The following is a 19725-nucleotide window of genomic DNA, read 5'->3' on the forward strand; positions in this document are numbered from 1 at the left end:
AAGGTCGATCGCTGTGTGGGTCAGAAAGCTCAGAACATTATTGGTACCATCTTTCAAGCATGAACCAACTTTCTTAGTTAGTGTATGATGAAATCTAGCCAACACATTATTACTATCACTGTGAAACAAAATGTTCTCAGGTTGGCCTCGTGATTCAAAGGCCATTGAAAGTGCTTTACCTGTTAATTTACTATCAGGTGATAAAGACATCGCCCACCCAATAGGCTTACGCGAAAATAGGTCGATGACTACCGCGAGATATGCCCATCGATTTCCTGTCCACACAAACGTTACATCTCCAACCCAAACTTTGTTTGGAGTCGTCACTGCAAATTGACGATCTAAATGATTAGGGGTAGCTATATGCTCTGAGCCCGATTTTTTATATTTATGTTTTGGTTGTTGGCAACTCACTAATCTTAAGCTCTTCATCAACTTTGAAGCTCGATAACGACTCAATGGTGTACCTTGATTCGTCACCATATCCGCGATACTCCTCGCCCCTGCTGAGCCATTGCTGGCGGGATGAACTTCTCTAATCAAGCATTGTAATTTAATCTTTTCAGGGCTTACATCACTGGGCCGATTTCGCCAATATTTATAACTGCTTCGATGAACATTGAACACGTAACATAACGTTTTAACGCTATAGCTCTTCCTGAGTTTCTCGATTATCGAGAATTGTTCAGAGAGTCGGACATCAAGAGAGCGGAAGCCTTTTTTAAAATATCATTGTGTTCTTCAAGACGAGCAAGTTTCTTTTTCAATTCACGGATTTCAATTTGCTCAGGAGTAAGAGGAGCCGCTTGCGGAGCTTTTCCTTCACGTTCCTCTTTTAACTGACGAACCCATTTACCTAAAGCAGATTTACTCACATTCATCGCTTGAGCTGCTTCAACAATCGTATAATTTTGATCGAGAACTAACTGGGCAGCCTCAAGTTTAAATTCTGCACTAAGTAGCCTTCTTTTACGTTTAGTCATAATGTCACCTGTTAACTTATGAGGTGATGATATCACCTCTAACTAGGTGGCCAAATTAACTATGCCACTTCACTAGGTCGTATTGTACCTGTAGAAGTAAAGAGCGGTAAGCGAACTCGTGCAAAATCATTGCAGTCATACATTGAAAAGTGCAAGCCCCACAAGACGATAAAACTTACAGGTACTCAAGGCTCTCCAGCAACAGAGAAAGAGCACATCGTGATGCCACTTTACTACACTGAATACTTACTTGATCACCTAAGAGATCTAGATAAAAGCTAAGTGAGCAAGAAAGTATTCATTAAGATCCAAGAATCCATGATATGAGCAGTATTTGGCTCATATCATTTGAACAAAGCATTCAAACCTTTTGGTCTAATACCGTCCTCATCGAGTATGCTAAACTCATTGCTCGACAATAACTAATCACCTACTGATAACTAGCGGTCGCAGATAATTTTAAGATTATTTTGCTATGAGTTTGTCAGCCCGTAATAGCAAAAAGTTATATTGGGACGCGGGGTCAGTTCCTTTTTTAGTAGGAAATTGATGCAAAATTCAATATTACACTAAATTCGAATTAACAATTTAAGTCATTGAACTTTATGTAAATTAAACAACACTTCAACTCCCGCCAGCCCACAAATGCATTGGAAAGGGCCACCTTCGGGTGGCCTTTGAATCTAACTGTCTGTTAATACTATTGGTATCCGTTAATTAGGTGTCATCCACACACAACGCAAAGCTATAAAATACTCGCGCCCGTTTCTGCACTAGACACATTCTGTCTAAACACAGTGAATAACTCCCTGCCCATACCGATATGCTCATTAGTCTCAGGAAATCTTACTGCTTCTCTTGTAGCAAGATCCGCCTCTACCGATATGGTGCCATTTTTAGCATCAAGCGTAATAATATCGCCATCGACTAATTTAGCCAAAGGGCCGCCTTTGATTGACTCTGGAGACATATGAATTGCAGCAGGGACTTTACCAGATGCGCCAGATAAACGACCATCAGTGACTAATGCCGATTTGTAACCCGCTTGCATTAAATTGCCTAAAATTGGCATCAGTTTATGCAATTCAGGCATGCCATTAGCACCCGGACCATTGTGACGAACTACCACTATCAAATCTTTGTTTAGCTCACCAGCATGGTAGGCTTTCTCTACATCATGCTGAGATGAAAACACCCGAATCGGCGCTTGTGTATAGTAATTTTCTTTGGCTACCGCACTGACTTTTATTACGCCACGGCCAATATTACCATCCAGCACTTTCAACCCACCTTGATGAGAAAAAACCTCATTACTGGCAGCAATAACTTGATTATCTAAACTTGATTCGGCAGGCGAATACGTTAATTTGCCATCAATCAAAGACGGGCGACATAAATAATCTTGCATGCTACCGTAAATTGGCGTGGCATCCATATGAAGCAAATCTAATTCATGTAAGCGCTTCATCAAGGTTGGAACACCACCTGCTGATTCAAAAGCATTAATATCGGCAGGGCCATTGGGATACATTTTAGTGAGTTGCGGTACCACATCTGAAAGCGCATCAAAATCATCCCAACTTAAAATAAAACCGGCTGCTTTAGCGATAGCGACCATATGAATGGTGTGATTGGTACTGCCTCCAGAGGCGAGTAACGCCACCAAACCATTCACTAACGATTTTTCATCCATAACCTTACTTATTGGACGAAATTCTGTTGAAGTTCGATTGGCTATTTTTACAACTTGTAAGCTCGCCATTTCAGTTAAGGCAGATCTCAACGCGGAACCCGTCGCAACGAAAGCTGAACCGGGTAACATGAGTCCCATGGCTTCAAACACCAGCTGATTGGTATTCGCTGTGCCATAAAAGGTGCAAGTGCCCGGTGAGTGATAAGCAGTGCATTCCATTTCGAGTAAAGCGTCTTCACCCAACTCTCCCGCAGCATGTTGTTGGCGAATTTTTACTTTCTCATTGTTAGAAATACCAGTCGACATTGGGCCTGATGGAATAAAAAGTGTCGGCAAGTGGCCAAAAGATAGCGCCCCAATAATCTGCCCCGGTGCAATTTTATCGCAGATACCGAGTAATAATGAACCATCAAAAGCGTTGTGACTTAAACCAATAGCCGTGGCTTGAGCAATCAAATCTCTGGAAAACAAAGACAAATCCATACCATCTTGGCCCTGAGTAACACCATCACACATGGCAGGCACACCTCCGGCTACTTGAGCGCTATGCCCTGCTTGCGACAAGATGGTTTTAATGGTGTCGGGATACTCTTTATAAGGTTGATGAGCACTGACCATGTCATTATAAGCGGTCACAATGCCAATATTCATGGTGGTAAAGTCAAGTAGTGAACTTTGAGTTCCACCACAAGCCGCAGCAGTATGAGCTAAATTGCCACAAGATAACTGAGATCTTGATTTGCCTTGCTGGAGATAATAATCCACTTTATTAAGGTAATCTTGGCGTGTTGTTTTACTTCTTTGCAAAATGTTGTTGGTAACTTCTAATACTATGTTATTCATACTGCGACTCTTTAATTCCTTTCAACCTTATATACATAAAGACATTAGCGACGTTCACATGCGGCGACTTGATCAACACAACGCTGAACTACGGTGTCAAAATCACCATCGATATCAATTTTAAAAACGTTAGTTTCATCGGCAGTGGGCAGCTCTAATGCATCGAACTGTGTTTGAAGCAGAGAAATAGGCATAAAATGGTCTTCTCTTTCTTGCATCCGTTGCTTGATCAATTCAAATTCGCCATGAAGATGTAAAAAGATCACCTGACAATTACCTTCGCAAATCTGTTGGCGATATTTTCTCTTTAAAGCAGAACACACAATGACCCCCACCTCTTTTTTAGATTCAATACTAAATACGGCGTCACGAATTCTTTCCAACCACGGATCTCTATCCTCATCATCTAACGCATTGCCGGATGACATTTTTAAAATATTCGCCCTCGGATGCAGGTCGTCACCATCAATAAACTTGGCGCCAATTCTTTGAGCTAAGGCGTTTCCAATGGATGACTTACCTGTACTTGAAACCCCCATAACAATAAAAACTTTCCCTTTTAACCATTTATTCATTTTATGACCTCTATCTCACTTTAGGCATCTTGTGGTTTTTATCATATCACGTTACGGGTAACATGTTACCCGTAAAATAAATAAATGTGATTTTGAACGCATGAACAGATAAATAGATAACTAAATCAACTTATCTTATTTACTGAAATACTTGAGGGGTAACCAATGTATTTGTTTTCATATGGAATTGAGGTAATAACAAAAATATTAGCTCGATTTCTAACTATATTAATGTGGCTAATAGTCGTAACAGTTGTATGGCAGGTATTTACACGATTCTTAACTGATTCGCCATCCACTTTTACAGATGAACTGTCAAGATACTTAATGATTTGGATTGGAGTTCTAGGTGGCGCTTATACGTTTGGATTAAAAAGACACTTAGCTATTGAATTATTAATCACAAAAGTAAAACAAAAAGAAATGTTGGCTATTTTTATTAATTTAATGGTCATGTTGTTTTCTAGCATTGTTTTTATTTACGGTGGATTAAATGTTTCTAGTCGAGCATTAGAATTCAATCAAATATCACCAAGCATTAGTCTATTCGGCAGTTCATTGAAAATGGGGTATGTCTACTTAGTTGCACCTCTTTCAGGTTTTATTATCAATTTATATGCGGTTTATGACATTACAAAACTGACTAGAACTATCGTTAATAATAAAAAGGCGGATGGTTAATCATGACTTTATTAGATTTAATCTTCACACAAAACTATATTGACACAATGCCGGATATTGTTTACAGCTTAATACCAGTCGTTGTTTTATTTGGTTCGTTGGCTATATTTCTTGTTATCGGTATGCCTATCGCATTTGGTATTGGCTTGTCCTCTTTGTTAACCATTTTTATCGATTTTCCTTTGGACAAAGCAGCCAGCCTCAGTTCGCAACAACTCCTTGGAGGATTAGATAATTTCGGGTTATTAGCATTACCTTTTTTCATCTTTGCCGGTAACTTAATGAACTCAGGCGGCATAGCGAAAAGGCTGATAAACTTTGCCATGCTGATTGGTGGTCGACTTCCTGGCGCGTTATGTCACGTGAATGTTATCGCCAATATGATGTTTGGATCACTGTCAGGTTCGGCCACAGCATCGGCTGCTGCGGTTGGTGGGTTGATGGGCAATTTACAAGATGAACATAAATACCCGAAAGATTTTTCTGCTGCGGTAAATATTGCCTCATGCCCTTCTGGTGTATTAATTCCGCCATCCAACGTTTTAATTTTATATGCACTGGTTAGTAGCTCTTCTGTGCAATATTTATTCTTGGGTGGATATATTCCAGGACTAATGTTTGGCTTAGCCGTCATGCTTGGTGTTACTTTTTTTGGTAAAAAATATAAAGTACCTCAACAAACAGTAAGATTAGACCAACCTGCTTATAAAGTTATTATTGATGCTATCCCAAGCCTATTTATGGTTGTGATTATAATGGGTGGTATTGTTGGTGGTGTATTTACGGCAACAGAAGCATCCGCAATTGCTGTGGTTTATAGCTTAATTCTTGGTTTTATTTACAGAGAACTAAAGGTTAAATATTTAAATAAAATTGTCATCGACAGTATTATTATCACTTCTATTGTTTTATTAATGATTGGAACATCTAGTGCAATGTCTTGGGCTATGTCTAATGCTGACATCCCTCAATTTATCGCTGAATTTGTGTTGAACTTTTCATCAAATCCAATTGTTATATTAATTCTGATGAACATTATATTTCTTGTTGTAGGTACCTTTATGGATATGTCTCCTGCAATATTAATTTTCACACCAATTTTATTACCAATTGGTGTGCATTTAGGAATGGATCCGGTCCATTTTGGCGTCATGATGGTATTTAATTTATCTATTGGTATTTGTACTCCACCTGTGGGCACTGCATTATTTGTTGGTTGTAGTGTTGCAAATCAAAAAATAGGTCAAGTAGTTCCTAAATTATTACCGTTATACGTTCTAATCGTCCTAGCACTAACGCTTGTTACCGCATTTCCTAGTTTGACTATGTGGTTACCAAGATTAGCTGGTTATCAAGGATAATTTAAATTTAATTAAGGAATCTTTATGAAGTTATTTAATGCTAAAAACTTATTGTGCGCCGGGATACTAATGACTGCTGTGTCATTTAATGCCTCTGCTCAAAGAGTAAAACTAGGCCATGCGATGCCACTCGACCACCCAGTGCACGATTCATTAACTTGGTTTGCCGATCAAGTAAGTGAAAGAACAAGCCTAAAAGTTAAAGTGTATCCAAACTTAACACTAGGAAAAGAAGAAGCAACGCTGCAAATGGCTCAAGACGGAACATTAGCGTTTACTAAAATAGGAACCGGCTTAGCATCTGCATTTTCACCTCAATACAAAACTCTCGCTTTGCCTTATTTGTACAATAGTGAAGCAGACGCACGAAGGATCCTTGGTGGTCCTGTTGGTGACGAAATTCTACAATCTTCTGAAAAAGATGGCTTTATCGGCCTTGCTTTCTTAGTAAGTGGTTCTCGTGGTTTCTATACCAAAGAGAAAGTAAGTGGACCTGAAGATGTAATGGGATTAAAAATCCGAGTTCAAAGCTCAACCATTGATATCGATACTATGAAAGCACTTGGTGCAAGCCCAGTTCCAATTTCATCTGGTGAAGTTTATTCAGCAGTACAACAAGGTGTGGTTGATGGTGCTGAAAATAATATCCCAACATACTATTCAACACGTCTTTATGAAGTTGCGCCATATTATGCATTAGATCAACACTCAATTAGCCCTGATCTTTTAGTGGTATCAACCGAAGTCTGGAATGGTTTATCAGAAGAAGATCAAAAAATCATTCGTCAAATCGCGAAAGAAACACTTGCAGTCCACTATAAATACTGGGATGCATACATCGAAAAAGCCAAACAAGATATTGTTAAACAAGGTGGCGAAATTGTTGATGTAGATGTTTCTGCCTTCAAAGCGAAAGTATCTGGTGTGTACGATAAATTCAGAAAAGAATATCCAGATCTAGTTCCAACATTAGACAAATTACAAGAAAAATAATTACCATCATTAGGAGAGAATAATGGGTTCATTAGTAAGAAAAAAAGTATTTATTACCGGTGCAGAACAAGGTATTGGTTTTGCGACTGCTAAAGACTTAATCGAGGCTGGATGTGATATCTATATTCATTACTTTATGGGTGATGAAGGACCTAAAGAGCTAATGAAATTAGCTGAGTCAAAAGGTCAAAAAGCTACCATAGGCTACGCCGATTTGACCAATGCTGAAGAAACGACCAAGTGTATTGATGAAGCAGCTGAGTTTTTAGGTGGTATCGATATTCTGGTTAATAATGTGGGCGGTATTATCGCCAGAAAATGGTTGGCTGAGATTGATCAAAAGTTCTGGAATACGGTAATAGATGTCAATATGACCACTATGCTTAATGTAACCCAAGCTGCTCTTCCTTATTTAAAAGAGGCAAGTGATGGTGCCAGTATTGTAAACCTTGCATCTTTAGCTGGACGTTGTGGTGGGCATTCTGGTTCTCTCGTGTATTCGATGACTAAAGGGGCGGTTTTGACTTGGACGCGTTCTTTGGCTGCTGAGCTTGGTGAGCATGGAATTCGAGTTAACGCAGTTGCTCCAGGGTTAATTTTAGGCACAAGATTCCATAATACTCATACCACTGAAGAATCAGCTAATGAAACGGTGAAAGGTATTCCTCTAGGCAGAGCAGGTACATCTGAAGATGTTGCTCATGTAATCACTTATTTAGCTAGTGAATACAATGGCTTTGTGTCTGGTGCGACTATCGACGTTAATGGTGGCGTTTACAGAATGTAAAAACACGCTTACAACATACCCATTTAACGTGCAGTAATGTTGGCCTGCTCTCTCAAACCTCATTATATAGTCCGCTATATAATGAGGTCTTGCTAGCTTGGCCATCTATCTGCAGGTTTGGGTATATAAGGTGAGTCTATTTAACTCATGCCCAAACGAAATGACATGTTCCCACATCACTATTAGATATTTAATTTAATAACCCTAAATAAAAATTGAATACATATTACCTTATAAGCACAAGGTATATATTCGATATAAAATACAAAGAGAAATATTATGATAAAATCAAAAGTTATTCATCCCGAGCTATTATATCATTTATCTAGATGTGGTCATAAAACTAAGATACTTATAGCTGACAGCAACTACTCTTTTGTTACTAATTCTCCAGACAATGCCAACATTGTTTATTTAAACTTAACAAAAGGACTGGTCGATAGCCCAACAATATTAGATTTAGTGTTGTCACAAATCAATGTTGAAGCAGCAACTATGATGATTTATCCAGAAGATTTTGATAATACGGTTATCCCAGAGTATAAAGCAATCTTACCTGATGACATTGAGATCAATCATCTAGAAAGATATGAATTTTATGACATGGCCAAATCGAATGATACCATGTTAGTTATCGCCGCTGGGGAGCAACGTCGGTTTGCCAATTTAATATTAACAGTTGGTGTGGTTTTTTAAGTCCACATCACAGGTACAGCTACGTATCAAATGATACGCTCATCATTTTTTACGTGGCTTGTTTCGCTCTAAAGAGCTAAGTTTTATATTTTTATTTATCACAATTTACCCCTACCACATCGATTGATTGCTACAGAAAGCGAAGTCAATCTCCATTATTTGCGTAATAAGCCTATCCGGAACCCAAAATATTTATACTGGTTTATTGCCGACAGGTTTATTACAAACAGCTTTATTACCAACTGGCTCATCAATAATTATCACTAAATACGATATTATTAGCACTTTTAGTAATGATTATTTATTGTAAAGTTGAAGTTGAACCAATGTAATGTATGCTATAACACCAAAAATTAAAAAATAATACTCCAGTGAAGAAGATTAGAATGGTTCTAAAATGCTTGAGTTAGATATTCGTACTCTACTTGTTGTAACAACACTTGTCTCAATTGGTTCTGCTGTGGCTCTAATTTCTCTGTGGCGTTCACAGTCTCAACCCAATGGTGCTGGATTTTGGGCGTTAGGAATGTCCTGTGTTGCTGTAGCCAGTGTATTAATCTCAGGGCGAGGCATTATTTTCGATTTCATTTCCATCGTTATCGCTAACTCTGTGTATGTTATCGGCTTTTTGCTTATATTACGTGGCATTCGTATTTTTACTAATCGACCTCCCTTACTCTTTCTTGATTATTCTTTACCGGTTATTTCTGCCCTGTTTTTCTATTATTTCAATTATATAGATCAGAATATAAATATTAGAATAGCGGTTATTTCCACTATGTTCGTAATAATTTGCTTCACTATTGTTAGTACATTATTAAGTGATAAAAATGCACCTTGGCGACAAGCAGGAACAACGGTCGCAGCCGTTTTTGGTTTATTTGGTTTATTTCATGGATCACGAGGAGTATTAGCATTACTCACCCCTTTCGAATACGATTTCATGCAGACCAGTATCTCTTCCTCATTGGTCTTTTTAGGTAGCATATTCATTCTTGGCGGCAGCGCTATAACACTAATCTTATTAACTCATTCCACTTTACAATCGAAATTACAAATCGCTTCGCTTGCTGTTAATCAATCCGCTTCATCGATTATTATTACCGATACAAATGGCACCATTAGATATGTTAATCCCGCTTTTACAGAGAAAACTGGCTATTTACCGCAAGAGATTATTGGTAAAAACCCTCGTATTTTAAACTCAGGTGAAATTCCTGCAGAAGAATACGCTACGCTTTGGAAAGAGCTTTCTGCAGGTAATACTTGGCGAGGAGAATTTCATAACCGTAAAAAAAATGGTGAGCTATTTTGGGAAATAGCGTCCATAGCCCCTGTAAAGAAAAAGAATGGCAAAATCACCCACTTTGTTGGTATGAAAGAAGATATTACCGCGCTTAAAAATGCGGAACAACGCATTCTGCATATGGCAAATCATGACACGCTTACTGGCTTGCCAACACGAAGACTTTCAATGGATCGCTTAAAACATGCCTTGGCGAGTGCCAAAAGAAACAAGACTAAAATGGCGGTTCTATTTGTTGACCTCGACGACTTTAAAGCCATTAATGATACTCATGGACATGAGATAGGCGATCAGGTACTAAAAGAGACCGCAAACCGACTCCGTACTTGCGTACGCGAAGCTGATACCGTATCTCGTATTGGTGGCGACGAATTCTGGCTTTTACTGACTAATATTTCAGACAAAGATTGTGTTATAGCCATAGCAAATAAGTTGATTGAAGCGGTAATAGAACCGCACAAACTAGCCGATCAAGAAATAACTATTGGTGCAAGCATTGGTATTGCTCTATACCCTGAACATGGAATAGAACCCCAAGAGTTAGTTAATCTCGCAGATCAAGCCATGTATAAAATAAAACGCCAAGGGAAAAATAACTTCACCTTTTCTGATGCGCTAAACTCGGTTAAATCCCGTTAACCTCATCTAGTTAACTCTGGCCTATTTTTAAGCGATCATCTATCGAATACGCCCGTTAATGCCCGATCAAATACCCACAATAAAAAAATGGTCATATAAATGACCACTAACAGACATTAACGGTCATATCGTGACCTATATCTAATTCCAACCGTCTCCACTTCTCTATATTGTTCCCAACCAAGGAGCAAAGATATGCGAAAAAAGCAAATCGTTAATTTAGTCAACAATGTAAAGCATATCTCCGTAGAAGAACTCTCATCAACTTTTTCTGTTTCGGTAGAAACAATCAGAAGAGATTTAAATCTTCTAGACAAAAAAGGGCTATTAGTTCGTGTCCACGGTGGAGCTACAAGCAAAGAAACCAGTGATGTAGGAACTTCTTTTGCTTATCGAGCAAAAAGCAATGTTGAGGATAAGCAACAACTGGTTGAAATGGCGATTAATCAAATAAAAGAGCATTCCGTGATTGGTTTAGATGCAAGCTCTTCAAGTTGGTTACTAGCACAGTCAATCCCGAATATTAAATGCACAGTTGTCACTAATTCTATAAATATTATTAATGCCTTAGAAAAAAAGAACAATATAAACATCATTAGTTTAGGCGGAAATTATTCCGAAAAATATAAATCATTTTACGGAATAATTGCTAGAAACACACTAAGCAAAATGTCTCTTGATTTGTGTTTCATCTCCTGTGTTGGAATTGATATAGCCAGTGGTGTTTGGGATTCAAATGAATATAACTCTGAAATAAAACAATCGCTAATTTCAGTATCAAATAAAACAACCCTTATAGCTGACAAATCCAAGATAAAAAAGAGAAGTTTATTAAAAATATGTGATCTAGAAGAATTGGACTTTCTAATAACCAATGCAGAAATGACACAAGACGAAAAAGAATATCTTTACAAAAAATCGGTAGTAATAAACCCATAGCCTATAAGACCAGAAAACTTAAAAGTCCGGATGAGACTGCATTTATAAATATAAATTATTTTTAAATAAAAATGGATAGCAAATAAAAACAGATTAAAAAAGGACTCACCGACTAAAAATTTTTATCGGCTCTCAACCTTAAATTATAAACTTAGCATCTTATTTCTAAATAGAATATAGACGTTATATTTTCAGTTCAATAATGGATAACTTTATGAACACTACAATCTTAACCATGGATAACATTACCAAGCGATTTCCTGGTGTATTAGCGCTTGATAATGTGAGCTTTAACTTAAGACGTGGCGAGGTACATGCCCTATTAGGTGAAAATGGTGCAGGAAAATCGACACTGATGAAAGTGCTCTCAGGCGTTTATATTCCGAATGAAGGAAAAATCACTTTTGAGGGACAAGAAGTAAAACTTACCTCACCTATTTCTGCTCAAGAAAAAGGGATTGCCATTATTCATCAAGAATTTAATTTATTTCCTGAACTAAGTGTGGCAGAAAATATTTTTATTGGTAGAGAGTTTCGGGGAACCAATCACTGGTTACTTGATGATGCCTCTCAAACTGAAGCAACACAAGCACTGTTAAATAAACTGAGGTTAACGATAGATCCTCACACTTTGGTAGAAAAGTTAACCGTCGCTCAACAACAAATGGTTGAAATAGCTAAAGCTCTTTCAGTTAATGCAAAAATACTCATCATGGATGAACCTACAGCGGCATTAACAGAAAGTGAGATTGAAAGCTTATTTGAAGTAACAAATATGCTCAAATCTCAAGGGGTAGGAATTGTATATATTTCCCATCGCTTAGAAGAATTAGCACAAATAGCCGATAGAGCAACCGTAATGAGAGATGGCTGCTTTATTGGTACCGTAGATTATTCGGCAACACCTATCGATAAATTAATTGCCATGATGGTAGGTCGAAACCTAGGCGATATATTCCCTAAACGCACCAATAAACCCAGTGATGAAATTGTATTAAAAGTTAAAAACCTGAATAGAAAGGGTGTACTCCATGACATTAACTTCGAGCTAAGGCGTGGTGAAATTCTCGGCTTTTCAGGGTTAATGGGAGCGGGACGAACAGAGGTAGCGAGAGCTTTATTTGGAGCCGATGATATTGATAGTGGTGAAATATTTTTATTTGGTCAAGAGGTCACTATTCCTGATGTTCACAAGGCGATTGATCTAGGTATTGGTTATTTAACAGAAGACAGAAAAAAAGAAGGATTAGCGCTTGGTCTGTCAGTTAATGTTAATACCGTACTAAGTAGTTATAAACAGTTCTCAAATAAATTCGGGGTTATTGACGAGCAAGCCTGCTTAAATATAAGTGAAGACCTAAAAGAAAAACTAAAAATAAAAACACCTGATTTAGAACAATTAGCAGGTAATTTAAGTGGTGGTAACCAACAAAAAATTATTATTGCGAAATGGATTTGTAAAGACACTGAGATACTTATATTTGACGAACCAACTCGTGGAATAGATGTTGGTGCAAAATTAGAAATATATGAGTTAATAAATAACCTAACACAACAAGGAAAGTCGATTATTGTTATTTCTTCTGAATTGCCAGAAATATTAGGCATGTGTGACAGGATTTTGGTAATGAAAGGTGGAAAAATCACTGGCGAATTAGAATCAGAACGTGCTACTCAAGAAAACATAATGAAATATGCGACATTAGAAGGGTAAACCAATGCTTACTAATACAAAGAATTTAAACGATCAAAAAGAACCCATTTTAAATAAAGAATTGCTAATGAAGTTAGCACCGTTAATAAGTCTAATTTTGCTAATGATATTTTTCAGCATAGGTACACCTTATTTTCTCAATTTATCTAATTTGCTAACGGTAGCATTACAAACCGCTGTCATCGGTATTATGGCTATTGGTGTCACCTACGTCATAATCACTGCAGGTATAGACCTATCATTAGGATCGGTTATGGCATTTTCGGGGGTTGCAGTTGGACTAGCCGCTTCAATCGGATTGCCTCTATGGTTATGCGTATTAACGGGCATGTTAGCTGGTTTTCTGTGCGGCTGCTTGAGTGGATTCTTGGTTACTCGTGCTGCTATTCCTCCTTTTATCGCCACTTTGGGGCTGATGATGTCCGTCCGTGGTATTAATTTAGTATTGACGGATGGTCGCGCTTTATATTTTCAAGAATATCCAACTTTTCGCACTATTGCTCAAGGACGTTTATTCGATTTAATCCCCTATCCTGTTATTTATTTCGCCGTAATTGCTCTCATTTCTGCTTATATTTTAAAGCGTACTGTTATTGGTCGCTATATCTATGCTGTCGGTAGCAGTGAAGATGCTGCACATTTATCAGGAATAAAAGTCAATCACGTAAAAATGTTTGTTTATTCATTTTGCGGTTTATTAACTGGCATCGCAGGGGTCATTTTAACGTCACGATTAAATTCGGGGCAACCGACCGTTGGAGTTGGATATGAATTAGAAGCTATTGCTGCGGTAATAATAGGCGGCACAAGCTTAATGGGAGGTATAGGAACTATTGGTGGAACCATTATTGGTGCGTTAATCATGGGTATTTTAAAAAACGGACTTAATTTAATGGGGGTCTCTCAATTTTGGCAAATGGTTGCAATGGGCGTTGTTGTCGTTGCTGCTGTATATCTAGATACACTTAGAAAAAATATGAAATAGAAAAATAATAACTCTTATCCTACGTACACGGAGAAACACTAATGAAATTTATTAAAATACCGCTGATATTAACATTAGCTGCAATTGGATTGGGTACTGCTCAAGCGAAAGAAGATATTTATATTCCAGTCGTCAGTAAAGGTTATCAACACGAATTTTGGCAAACTGTAAAGTTAGGTTCAGATACTGCGGCGAAAGAATTGGATGTAAGAACTAGCTTTGTCGGTCCCGCTGATGAAACTCAAATCTCGCAACAAATTCAATTAATGGAAGATATGATGGCTCGTCAGCCTGACGCTATATTACTGGCTGCTTTAGACGCAAATGCGCTAGTACTTCCTGTTGAAGATGCTGCATCACGAAATATTTCAATCGCAACTTTTGATTCTGGTGTTAATTCAACAATACCTAAAAGTTTTATTGCAACGAATAACGTCAAAGCTGGCGCTGATGCCGCAATGGCATTAGGCAAAATGCTCAATGGAAAAGGTAAAGTCGGTATTGTCGCTCACGTGGCAGGGACGCAAAGTGCTATAGAACGTTCTGAAGGTTTTATCAACGCGATGAAAGAACACTACCCAAACATCTCGTTACTTGACGTTCAATATAGTGATGGAGACCCGCAAAAATCGATGGATAAAACTATCGACATGTATCGCGCTAATCCAGATTTAGCGGGCGTTTATGCCACCAATGAAGGCGCAACACTAGGTGTAGGTAACGCCATCGATAGCTTAAATCTTTCAGGCAAAGTATTAGTCATGGGTTTTGATAGTACTGAGGGCATCATCAACTTCTTAAAATCAGGCACTATTCAAGGCTTTGTCGTCCAAGACGCTTACCAAATTGGCTATCAAGGTCTGAAAACACTGTATAGCGTCATTAAAGGCGAAAATGTTCCAGCAGTTATTGATATACCGGTAAAAGTTATTACGGCAAGTAATATCGACAGTCCTGAAATGCAAACGTTGCTGTTTCCATTTGGAAAATAAATACCAACTAATTCCACAATAATAACAGAAGGGTGGCAGTAGATTAATTCGACCCCACCCACATTAAACATAAATTCTAGCTATTGGGAAAGAGAAATAAATATGACAAATTTAATTAAAATAGGCATCCGTCCTACGATCGATGGCCGTCGGATGGGAGTACGCGAATCCCTAGAAAAACAAACCATGGATATGGCTAAATCAGCAGCGAAATTTATTCAAGACAACATCCGTCATACAAATGGTCAGAAAGTAGAATGCGTGATTGCAGACTCGTGTATCGGTGGCGTTGCAGAAGCAGCCGCTTGCGCAGACAAATTCAAAACAGAAAATATTGGACTCACTCTTACTGTTACGCCTTGCTGGTGCTACGGTACAGAAACTCTCGATTTAGATCCTCTCTTACCAAAAGCCATCTGGGGTTTCAACGGCACTGAACGCCCTGGAGCTGTATATCTAGCGGCAGCGATGGCTGGACATACACAATTAGGATTACCTGCATTTTCTATTTATGGGCAAGAAGTACAAGATTCTGATGACACCAGTATTCCAACGGATGTCCAAGAAAAAATATTACGATTTTGTCGTGCGGGACTGTCGGTTGCATCCATGCGAGGCAAATCGTATTTATCTATGGGCTCTGTCTCTATGGGGATCGCAGGATCGATTGTTAATCCTGAATTTTTCCAAAAATATTTAGGTATGCGCAACGAATATATTGATATGACGGAAATTAAACGCCGTTTAGATCGTGACATTTATGACAAAGAAGAATTTGAATTGGCTTTAAGTTGGGTAGAAAAATCTTGCCCTGAAGGAAAGGATTATAATACAACTCCATTTACTCAAGATCGAAAATCAGACGATTGGAAAACCGTCATTAAAATGACCATGATCATGCGTGATCTAATGCAAGGTAATCCAAAACTTGCCGAACTGGGATTTTACGAGGAATCTTTTGGCCACAACGCTATCGTTGGTGGCTTTCAAGGACAACGTCACTGGACCGATCACCTTCCAAATGGGGATTTCAGTGAAGCTATTCTCAACTCTTCCTTTGACTGGAATGGAATTAGAGAACCATTTGCCATTGCGACTGAAAATGACAGCCTAAATGGGGTCAATATGTTATTTGGCAAACTATTGACCGGCCAAGCGCAAATATTTTGTGATGTACGTACATACTGGTCTCAAGACTCCGTACAACGCGTGAGTGGCTACAAACCAGAAACGGGTTTCATTCATCTGGTTAATTCTGGCTCTGCTGCTCTTGATGGAAGTGGAGAAATGACGGACGCTCAAAATAAACCGTGTATGAAACCACACTGGGAAATGAACCAAGACGATGTGAATAAATGTCTAAAGGCCACGGTATGGCCACCCGCGGTAGCAGAATATTTCCGAGGTGGTGGTTTCTCTTCTAACTTTTTAACTAAAGGTGCAATGCCATTTACGATGCATCGAATTAACCTCGTAGCAGGATTAGGCCCTGTTTTACAAATTGCGGAAGGGTTTTCAATTGATTTGCCAGAAGATGTTCATAACACCTTGAATGAGCGAACTAATCCAACATGGCCGACCACATGGTTTGTTCCTCGATTAACTAATCAACCTGCTTTTAAAGATGTCTATTCGGTAATGGCTAACTGGGGCGCAAACCATTGTGTTATTACCCATGGTCATATAGGAGCAGATTTAATCACAATGGCATCTATGCTTCGTATCCCAGTTTCAATGCATAACGTTAATGAAGACGATATCTTCCGCCCGCACTCATTTTCTGCATTTGGACAAGATAGTGAAGGGCAAGATTACCGCGCTTGTGAAAATTTTGGTCCACTTTACAAATAAACTGTATCGGCACAAATAAACTGTAGCGTCATAAATAAACTATAGCGTCATAAATAAACTATAGCGGCATCCGCGAATGTGGATGCCCAATTTAAGGAACAATTATGTCTATTGTCGTCATATTGGATTGCGGAGCTACCAATGTCCGGGCTATCGCTGTCGATCAGCAAGGTTCTATTGTGGCTTCTCATCATATTCGTAATGAAACAGTACAAAGCAAGGGGCAATCGATTAGGCATATTTGGGATTTCGATCAAATTTGGCAAAAATTAGTGCTATGTTGCAAGGAAATTACGACTCAAATAGATGAGCAAAAAATCTGTGCCATATCGGTGACCACCTTCGGTGTCGATGGCGCTCCTTTTGATATAAATGGACAACAACTTTACCCCATCATTTCTTGGAAATGCTCTCGAACTATTCCTGTTATGGCGACTGTAGAGCAAGAAATGGATAGAACAGAGCTGTATAAAGAAAATGGTATTGCTGACTACAGTTTTAACACTTTATATAAATTGAAGTGGCTCAAAGAGCACGAACCCAATGTTTACAAGAACATGGACAAATTTGTGTTTATATCCTCAATGATTGCTTATCAATTAACAGGAAAAATTACTACAGACCGAACCATGGCAGGTACATCAATGTTAACAAGTATCCAAAATGGTAACTGGAATCGTCGCGCTCTCGACTATCTTCAGTTAACGCCAGATCATTTTCCACCATTAGTTAATGCGGGAGATAAAATCGGCGAATTAACTAACGAAGTTGCTCAGGAACTCGGGTTACCGAATAACACGCCTGTCATTTCTGCTGGCCATGATACTCAGTTTGCTCTATTTGGTTCTGGTGTAGCAAAAAACCAACCTTTCTTAAGTTCTGGAACTTGGGAAATATTAATGGCTCGCACACAACGTCCTGAACTAAAAGCTGAATACTTACTAGAAGGTATGACTACCGAACTCGATGCGCAAGAAAACCTTTATAATCCAGCAATTCAGTGGCTGTCCAGTGCAGTGATGGAATGGATTACCGATGTTCTGTTTCACGATATCAAGGATGAAAACAATAAATACGTACAAATGATCAGTGAAGCGGATGTTATTCCAGTAGGTAGCAATGGCATCCGTTTTGACCCTCGTTTTTTACCAAATAACGCTGGTAATGGGAACGGTTGCATACAAGGATTATCGATAAATACTACTCGTGGCGAAATCTATCGCGCAGCTCTTGAGTCCTTGGCTTATCAACTCAAGAAAAGCCTAAACAACTTATCTGAAATCAGCAATTTTAAAGCAGACAGTTTAGTTGTGGTTGGCGGTGGTTCTAAAAATGTATTGTGGAATCAAATAAGAGCCAATGTATTAAATATGCCAATTTTGGTAGTTGATCAACCAGAAACAACCGTACTTGGTGCTGCTATGTATGCATTTTATGGCGCAGATATTTTTGCTAGTGCGGATAGTGCACAACGTGCGATGCAACCGTCATATACCACCATTCATCCAAATAACGATAGCACCTTATACCAAAAGCTATATGAGGAGTTTTGTAATGCTTAAAGGAATTCATCCAGCCATTAGCCCAGACTTACTTAAAGTGTTAAGTGAAATGGGACATGGTGACGAGATACTGTTGGCAGATGGACACTTCCCTGCTCATACTTTTGGCAAAAAAGTGATCAGAGCTGATGGAGTAAAAATCGACACATTATTAGAAGGAATAATTCCCTTATTTGAATTAGACCAATACAGCAAACAGCCATTAGCAATGATGTTAGCCGTCGAAGGAGACAACCTAGATCCTTTAGTTGAGGAGAAATATCGAACAGCAATAAGTACATCCAGAGAATCCATTCCTAACATCGAAAGAATAGAACGCTTTGCTTTTTATGAACGCGTTAAAGATTGTTATGTCGTTGTATTAAGTGGAGAAACAGCAAAATACGGCAATATTATTTTAAAAAAGGGTGTAACCACCTATTAAGGATTAATCATGACACGAAACGAATTATCACAAAAAATCATCGACACTTGCATTGAAATGACTCGACTTGGCTTAAACCAAGGCACCGCAGGCAACGTAAGTGTCCGCTTTGAAGACGGTATGCTCATCACTCCTACCGGAATTCCCTATGAAAAACTAACACCAAATCATATCGTTTATGTTAGTAATGACGGCGAATTTGAGCAAGGGAAGCTCCCATCAAGTGAATGGTTATTTCATCTGACTTGTTACAAGTCGAGAAGCGATGCTGATGCTGTTGTGCACAACCACTCGATCAATTGCGCCGCGGTTTCTATTCTCAATAAACCCATTCCAGCGATTCATTATATGGTTGCAGCATCAGGCGCTAATGAGATCCCGTGTGTTCCTTATGCAACATTCGGTAGCGCTAAGTTGGCTGAAAATGTTGCGACAGGAATAATAAAAAGTAAAGCCATTTTGCTACAACACCATGGGCTTATCACTGCGGAGCAAGATTTAGATAAAGCTCTTTGGTTAGCCCACGAATGTGAAGTTTTAGCCGATTTGTATTTAAAAACGATGGCGATACAAAAAGAAGTGCCTATTCTCGATAGCACCGAAATGGATGTTGTATTAAATAAATTTCAATCTTACGGTCTTCGTGTAGAAAAATAGAAATTAACACTTTTTTACACTGAACTTTTAAACTTTGAGGTATA

The 19725-nt window shown here is 38.5% G+C and carries 16 protein-coding genes and 2 pseudogenes; 15 read left to right on the plus strand and 3 right to left on the minus strand.

Annotation, left to right across the window (positions count from 1 at the left end; all coding sequences use genetic code 11):
* Positions 1–105 precede the first annotated feature (105 nt).
* Positions 106–983, minus strand: a pseudogene (locus ACLKML_RS08925) (IS3 family transposase); the annotation flags it as partial.
* Between the two features lie 63 nt (positions 984–1046).
* Between ACLKML_RS08925 and ACLKML_RS08930 the strand changes: the two are divergent.
* A pseudogene (locus tag ACLKML_RS08930) lies at positions 1047–1265 on the plus strand (AAA family ATPase); the annotation flags it as partial.
* Between the two features lie 463 nt (positions 1266–1728).
* Here the strand turns inward: ACLKML_RS08930 and edd are convergent.
* Both edd and ACLKML_RS08940 read right to left on the minus strand, forming a co-directional pair.
* Entirely contained in the window at positions 1729–3519 is a 1791-nt protein-coding gene (gene edd / locus ACLKML_RS08935) for a phosphogluconate dehydratase (RefSeq protein ID WP_413285041.1), read from the minus strand.
* A 44-nt stretch (positions 3520–3563) separates the two neighbouring features.
* Positions 3564–4094 (minus strand): gluconokinase, encoded by a 531-nt coding sequence (locus tag ACLKML_RS08940; protein ID WP_413285042.1) that lies wholly within the window; start codon positions 4092–4094, stop codon positions 3564–3566.
* A 231-nt stretch (positions 4095–4325) separates the two neighbouring features.
* Between ACLKML_RS08940 and ACLKML_RS08945 the strand changes: the two genes are divergently transcribed.
* The 14 genes from ACLKML_RS08945 to fucA all read left to right on the plus strand — a co-directional run bounded on the left by ACLKML_RS08945 (position 4326) and on the right by fucA (position 19681).
* On the plus strand, positions 4326–4775 hold the full coding sequence (locus ACLKML_RS08945; RefSeq protein ID WP_317717782.1) for a TRAP transporter small permease: 450 nt from the start codon (positions 4326–4328) through the stop codon (positions 4773–4775).
* A gap of 47 nt (positions 4776–4822) precedes the next feature.
* Positions 4823–6136, plus strand: coding sequence for a TRAP transporter large permease (locus tag ACLKML_RS08950; protein WP_413285862.1), 1314 nt, complete (start codon positions 4823–4825; stop codon positions 6134–6136).
* Between the two features lie 24 nt (positions 6137–6160).
* Positions 6161–7129, plus strand: coding sequence for a TRAP transporter substrate-binding protein (locus ACLKML_RS08955; protein WP_317717699.1), 969 nt, complete (start codon positions 6161–6163; stop codon positions 7127–7129).
* Positions 7130–7151: 22 nt separating this feature from the next.
* Positions 7152–7916 carry an SDR family NAD(P)-dependent oxidoreductase gene (locus ACLKML_RS08960; protein ID WP_413285043.1) on the plus strand — a complete coding sequence of 255 codons (765 nt, stop codon included), beginning with the start codon at positions 7152–7154 and terminating at the stop codon, positions 7914–7916.
* 279 nt (positions 7917–8195) lie between these two features.
* Positions 8196–8612, plus strand: a complete 417-nt coding sequence (locus tag ACLKML_RS08965; protein ID WP_413285044.1) for an RbsD/FucU family protein — start codon at positions 8196–8198, stop codon at positions 8610–8612.
* Positions 8613–9009: 397 nt separating this feature from the next.
* Complete coding sequence (locus ACLKML_RS08970; RefSeq protein WP_413285045.1) at positions 9010–10557, plus strand: diguanylate cyclase domain-containing protein; 1548 nt, start codon at positions 9010–9012, stop codon at positions 10555–10557.
* Positions 10558–10752: 195 nt separating this feature from the next.
* Positions 10753–11496 (plus strand): DeoR/GlpR family DNA-binding transcription regulator, encoded by a 744-nt coding sequence (locus ACLKML_RS08975; RefSeq protein WP_413285046.1) that lies wholly within the window; start codon positions 10753–10755, stop codon positions 11494–11496.
* A gap of 214 nt (positions 11497–11710) precedes the next feature.
* On the plus strand, positions 11711–13210 hold the full coding sequence (locus ACLKML_RS08980; protein WP_413285047.1) for a sugar ABC transporter ATP-binding protein: 1500 nt from the start codon (positions 11711–11713) through the stop codon (positions 13208–13210).
* 4 nt (positions 13211–13214) lie between these two features.
* A complete protein-coding gene (locus ACLKML_RS08985; RefSeq protein WP_413285048.1) occupies positions 13215–14195 on the plus strand; it encodes an ABC transporter permease in 981 nt (326 codons plus the stop codon).
* Between the two features lie 41 nt (positions 14196–14236).
* The gene (locus ACLKML_RS08990; protein ID WP_413285049.1) at positions 14237–15187 is read left to right on the plus strand and encodes an ABC transporter substrate-binding protein; all 951 of its coding nucleotides are present in this window, start codon (positions 14237–14239) and stop codon (positions 15185–15187) included.
* Positions 15188–15289: 102 nt separating this feature from the next.
* Entirely contained in the window at positions 15290–17038 is a 1749-nt protein-coding gene (gene fucI / locus ACLKML_RS08995) for an L-fucose isomerase (RefSeq protein WP_413285050.1), read from the plus strand.
* A 104-nt stretch (positions 17039–17142) separates the two neighbouring features.
* On the plus strand, positions 17143–18600 hold the full coding sequence (gene fucK / locus ACLKML_RS09000; protein WP_413285051.1) for an L-fuculokinase: 1458 nt from the start codon (positions 17143–17145) through the stop codon (positions 18598–18600).
* Positions 18593–19024, plus strand: coding sequence for an L-fucose mutarotase (fucU, locus tag ACLKML_RS09005; RefSeq protein ID WP_413285052.1), 432 nt, complete (start codon positions 18593–18595; stop codon positions 19022–19024). The genes fucK and fucU overlap by 8 nt, the downstream gene beginning before the upstream one ends.
* 9 nt (positions 19025–19033) lie before the next feature.
* Entirely contained in the window at positions 19034–19681 is a 648-nt protein-coding gene (gene fucA, locus ACLKML_RS09010) for an L-fuculose-phosphate aldolase (protein WP_413285053.1), read from the plus strand.
* Positions 19682–19725 lie beyond the last annotated feature (44 nt).

Origin of the sequence: Vibrio sp. MA40-2, assembly GCF_047302445.1 — a bacterium.
Lineage (GTDB): Bacteria > Pseudomonadota > Gammaproteobacteria > Enterobacterales > Vibrionaceae > Vibrio.

What these genes read in the sequence shown, in the direction of transcription:
- edd (WP_413285041.1), bottom strand. Translation starts at nt 3,519, where the DNA reads ATGAATAACATAGTATTAGAAGTTACCAACAACATTTTGCAAAGAAGT.
- ACLKML_RS08940 (WP_413285042.1), bottom strand. Translation starts at nt 4,094, where the DNA reads ATGAATAAATGGTTAAAAGGGAAAGTTTTTATTGTTATGGGGGTTTCA.
- ACLKML_RS08945 (WP_317717782.1), top strand. Translation starts at nt 4,326, where the DNA reads ATGTGGCTAATAGTCGTAACAGTTGTATGGCAGGTATTTACACGATTC.
- ACLKML_RS08950 (WP_413285862.1), top strand. Translation starts at nt 4,823, where the DNA reads ATGCCGGATATTGTTTACAGCTTAATACCAGTCGTTGTTTTATTTGGT.
- ACLKML_RS08955 (WP_317717699.1), top strand. Translation starts at nt 6,161, where the DNA reads ATGAAGTTATTTAATGCTAAAAACTTATTGTGCGCCGGGATACTAATG.
- ACLKML_RS08960 (WP_413285043.1), top strand. Translation starts at nt 7,152, where the DNA reads ATGGGTTCATTAGTAAGAAAAAAAGTATTTATTACCGGTGCAGAACAA.
- ACLKML_RS08965 (WP_413285044.1), top strand. Translation starts at nt 8,196, where the DNA reads ATGATAAAATCAAAAGTTATTCATCCCGAGCTATTATATCATTTATCT.
- ACLKML_RS08970 (WP_413285045.1), top strand. Translation starts at nt 9,010, where the DNA reads ATGCTTGAGTTAGATATTCGTACTCTACTTGTTGTAACAACACTTGTC.
- ACLKML_RS08975 (WP_413285046.1), top strand. Translation starts at nt 10,753, where the DNA reads ATGCGAAAAAAGCAAATCGTTAATTTAGTCAACAATGTAAAGCATATC.
- ACLKML_RS08980 (WP_413285047.1), top strand. Translation starts at nt 11,711, where the DNA reads ATGAACACTACAATCTTAACCATGGATAACATTACCAAGCGATTTCCT.
- ACLKML_RS08985 (WP_413285048.1), top strand. Translation starts at nt 13,215, where the DNA reads ATGCTTACTAATACAAAGAATTTAAACGATCAAAAAGAACCCATTTTA.
- ACLKML_RS08990 (WP_413285049.1), top strand. Translation starts at nt 14,237, where the DNA reads ATGAAATTTATTAAAATACCGCTGATATTAACATTAGCTGCAATTGGA.
- fucI (WP_413285050.1), top strand. Translation starts at nt 15,290, where the DNA reads ATGACAAATTTAATTAAAATAGGCATCCGTCCTACGATCGATGGCCGT.
- fucK (WP_413285051.1), top strand. Translation starts at nt 17,143, where the DNA reads ATGTCTATTGTCGTCATATTGGATTGCGGAGCTACCAATGTCCGGGCT.
- fucU (WP_413285052.1), top strand. Translation starts at nt 18,593, where the DNA reads ATGCTTAAAGGAATTCATCCAGCCATTAGCCCAGACTTACTTAAAGTG.
- fucA (WP_413285053.1), top strand. Translation starts at nt 19,034, where the DNA reads ATGACACGAAACGAATTATCACAAAAAATCATCGACACTTGCATTGAA.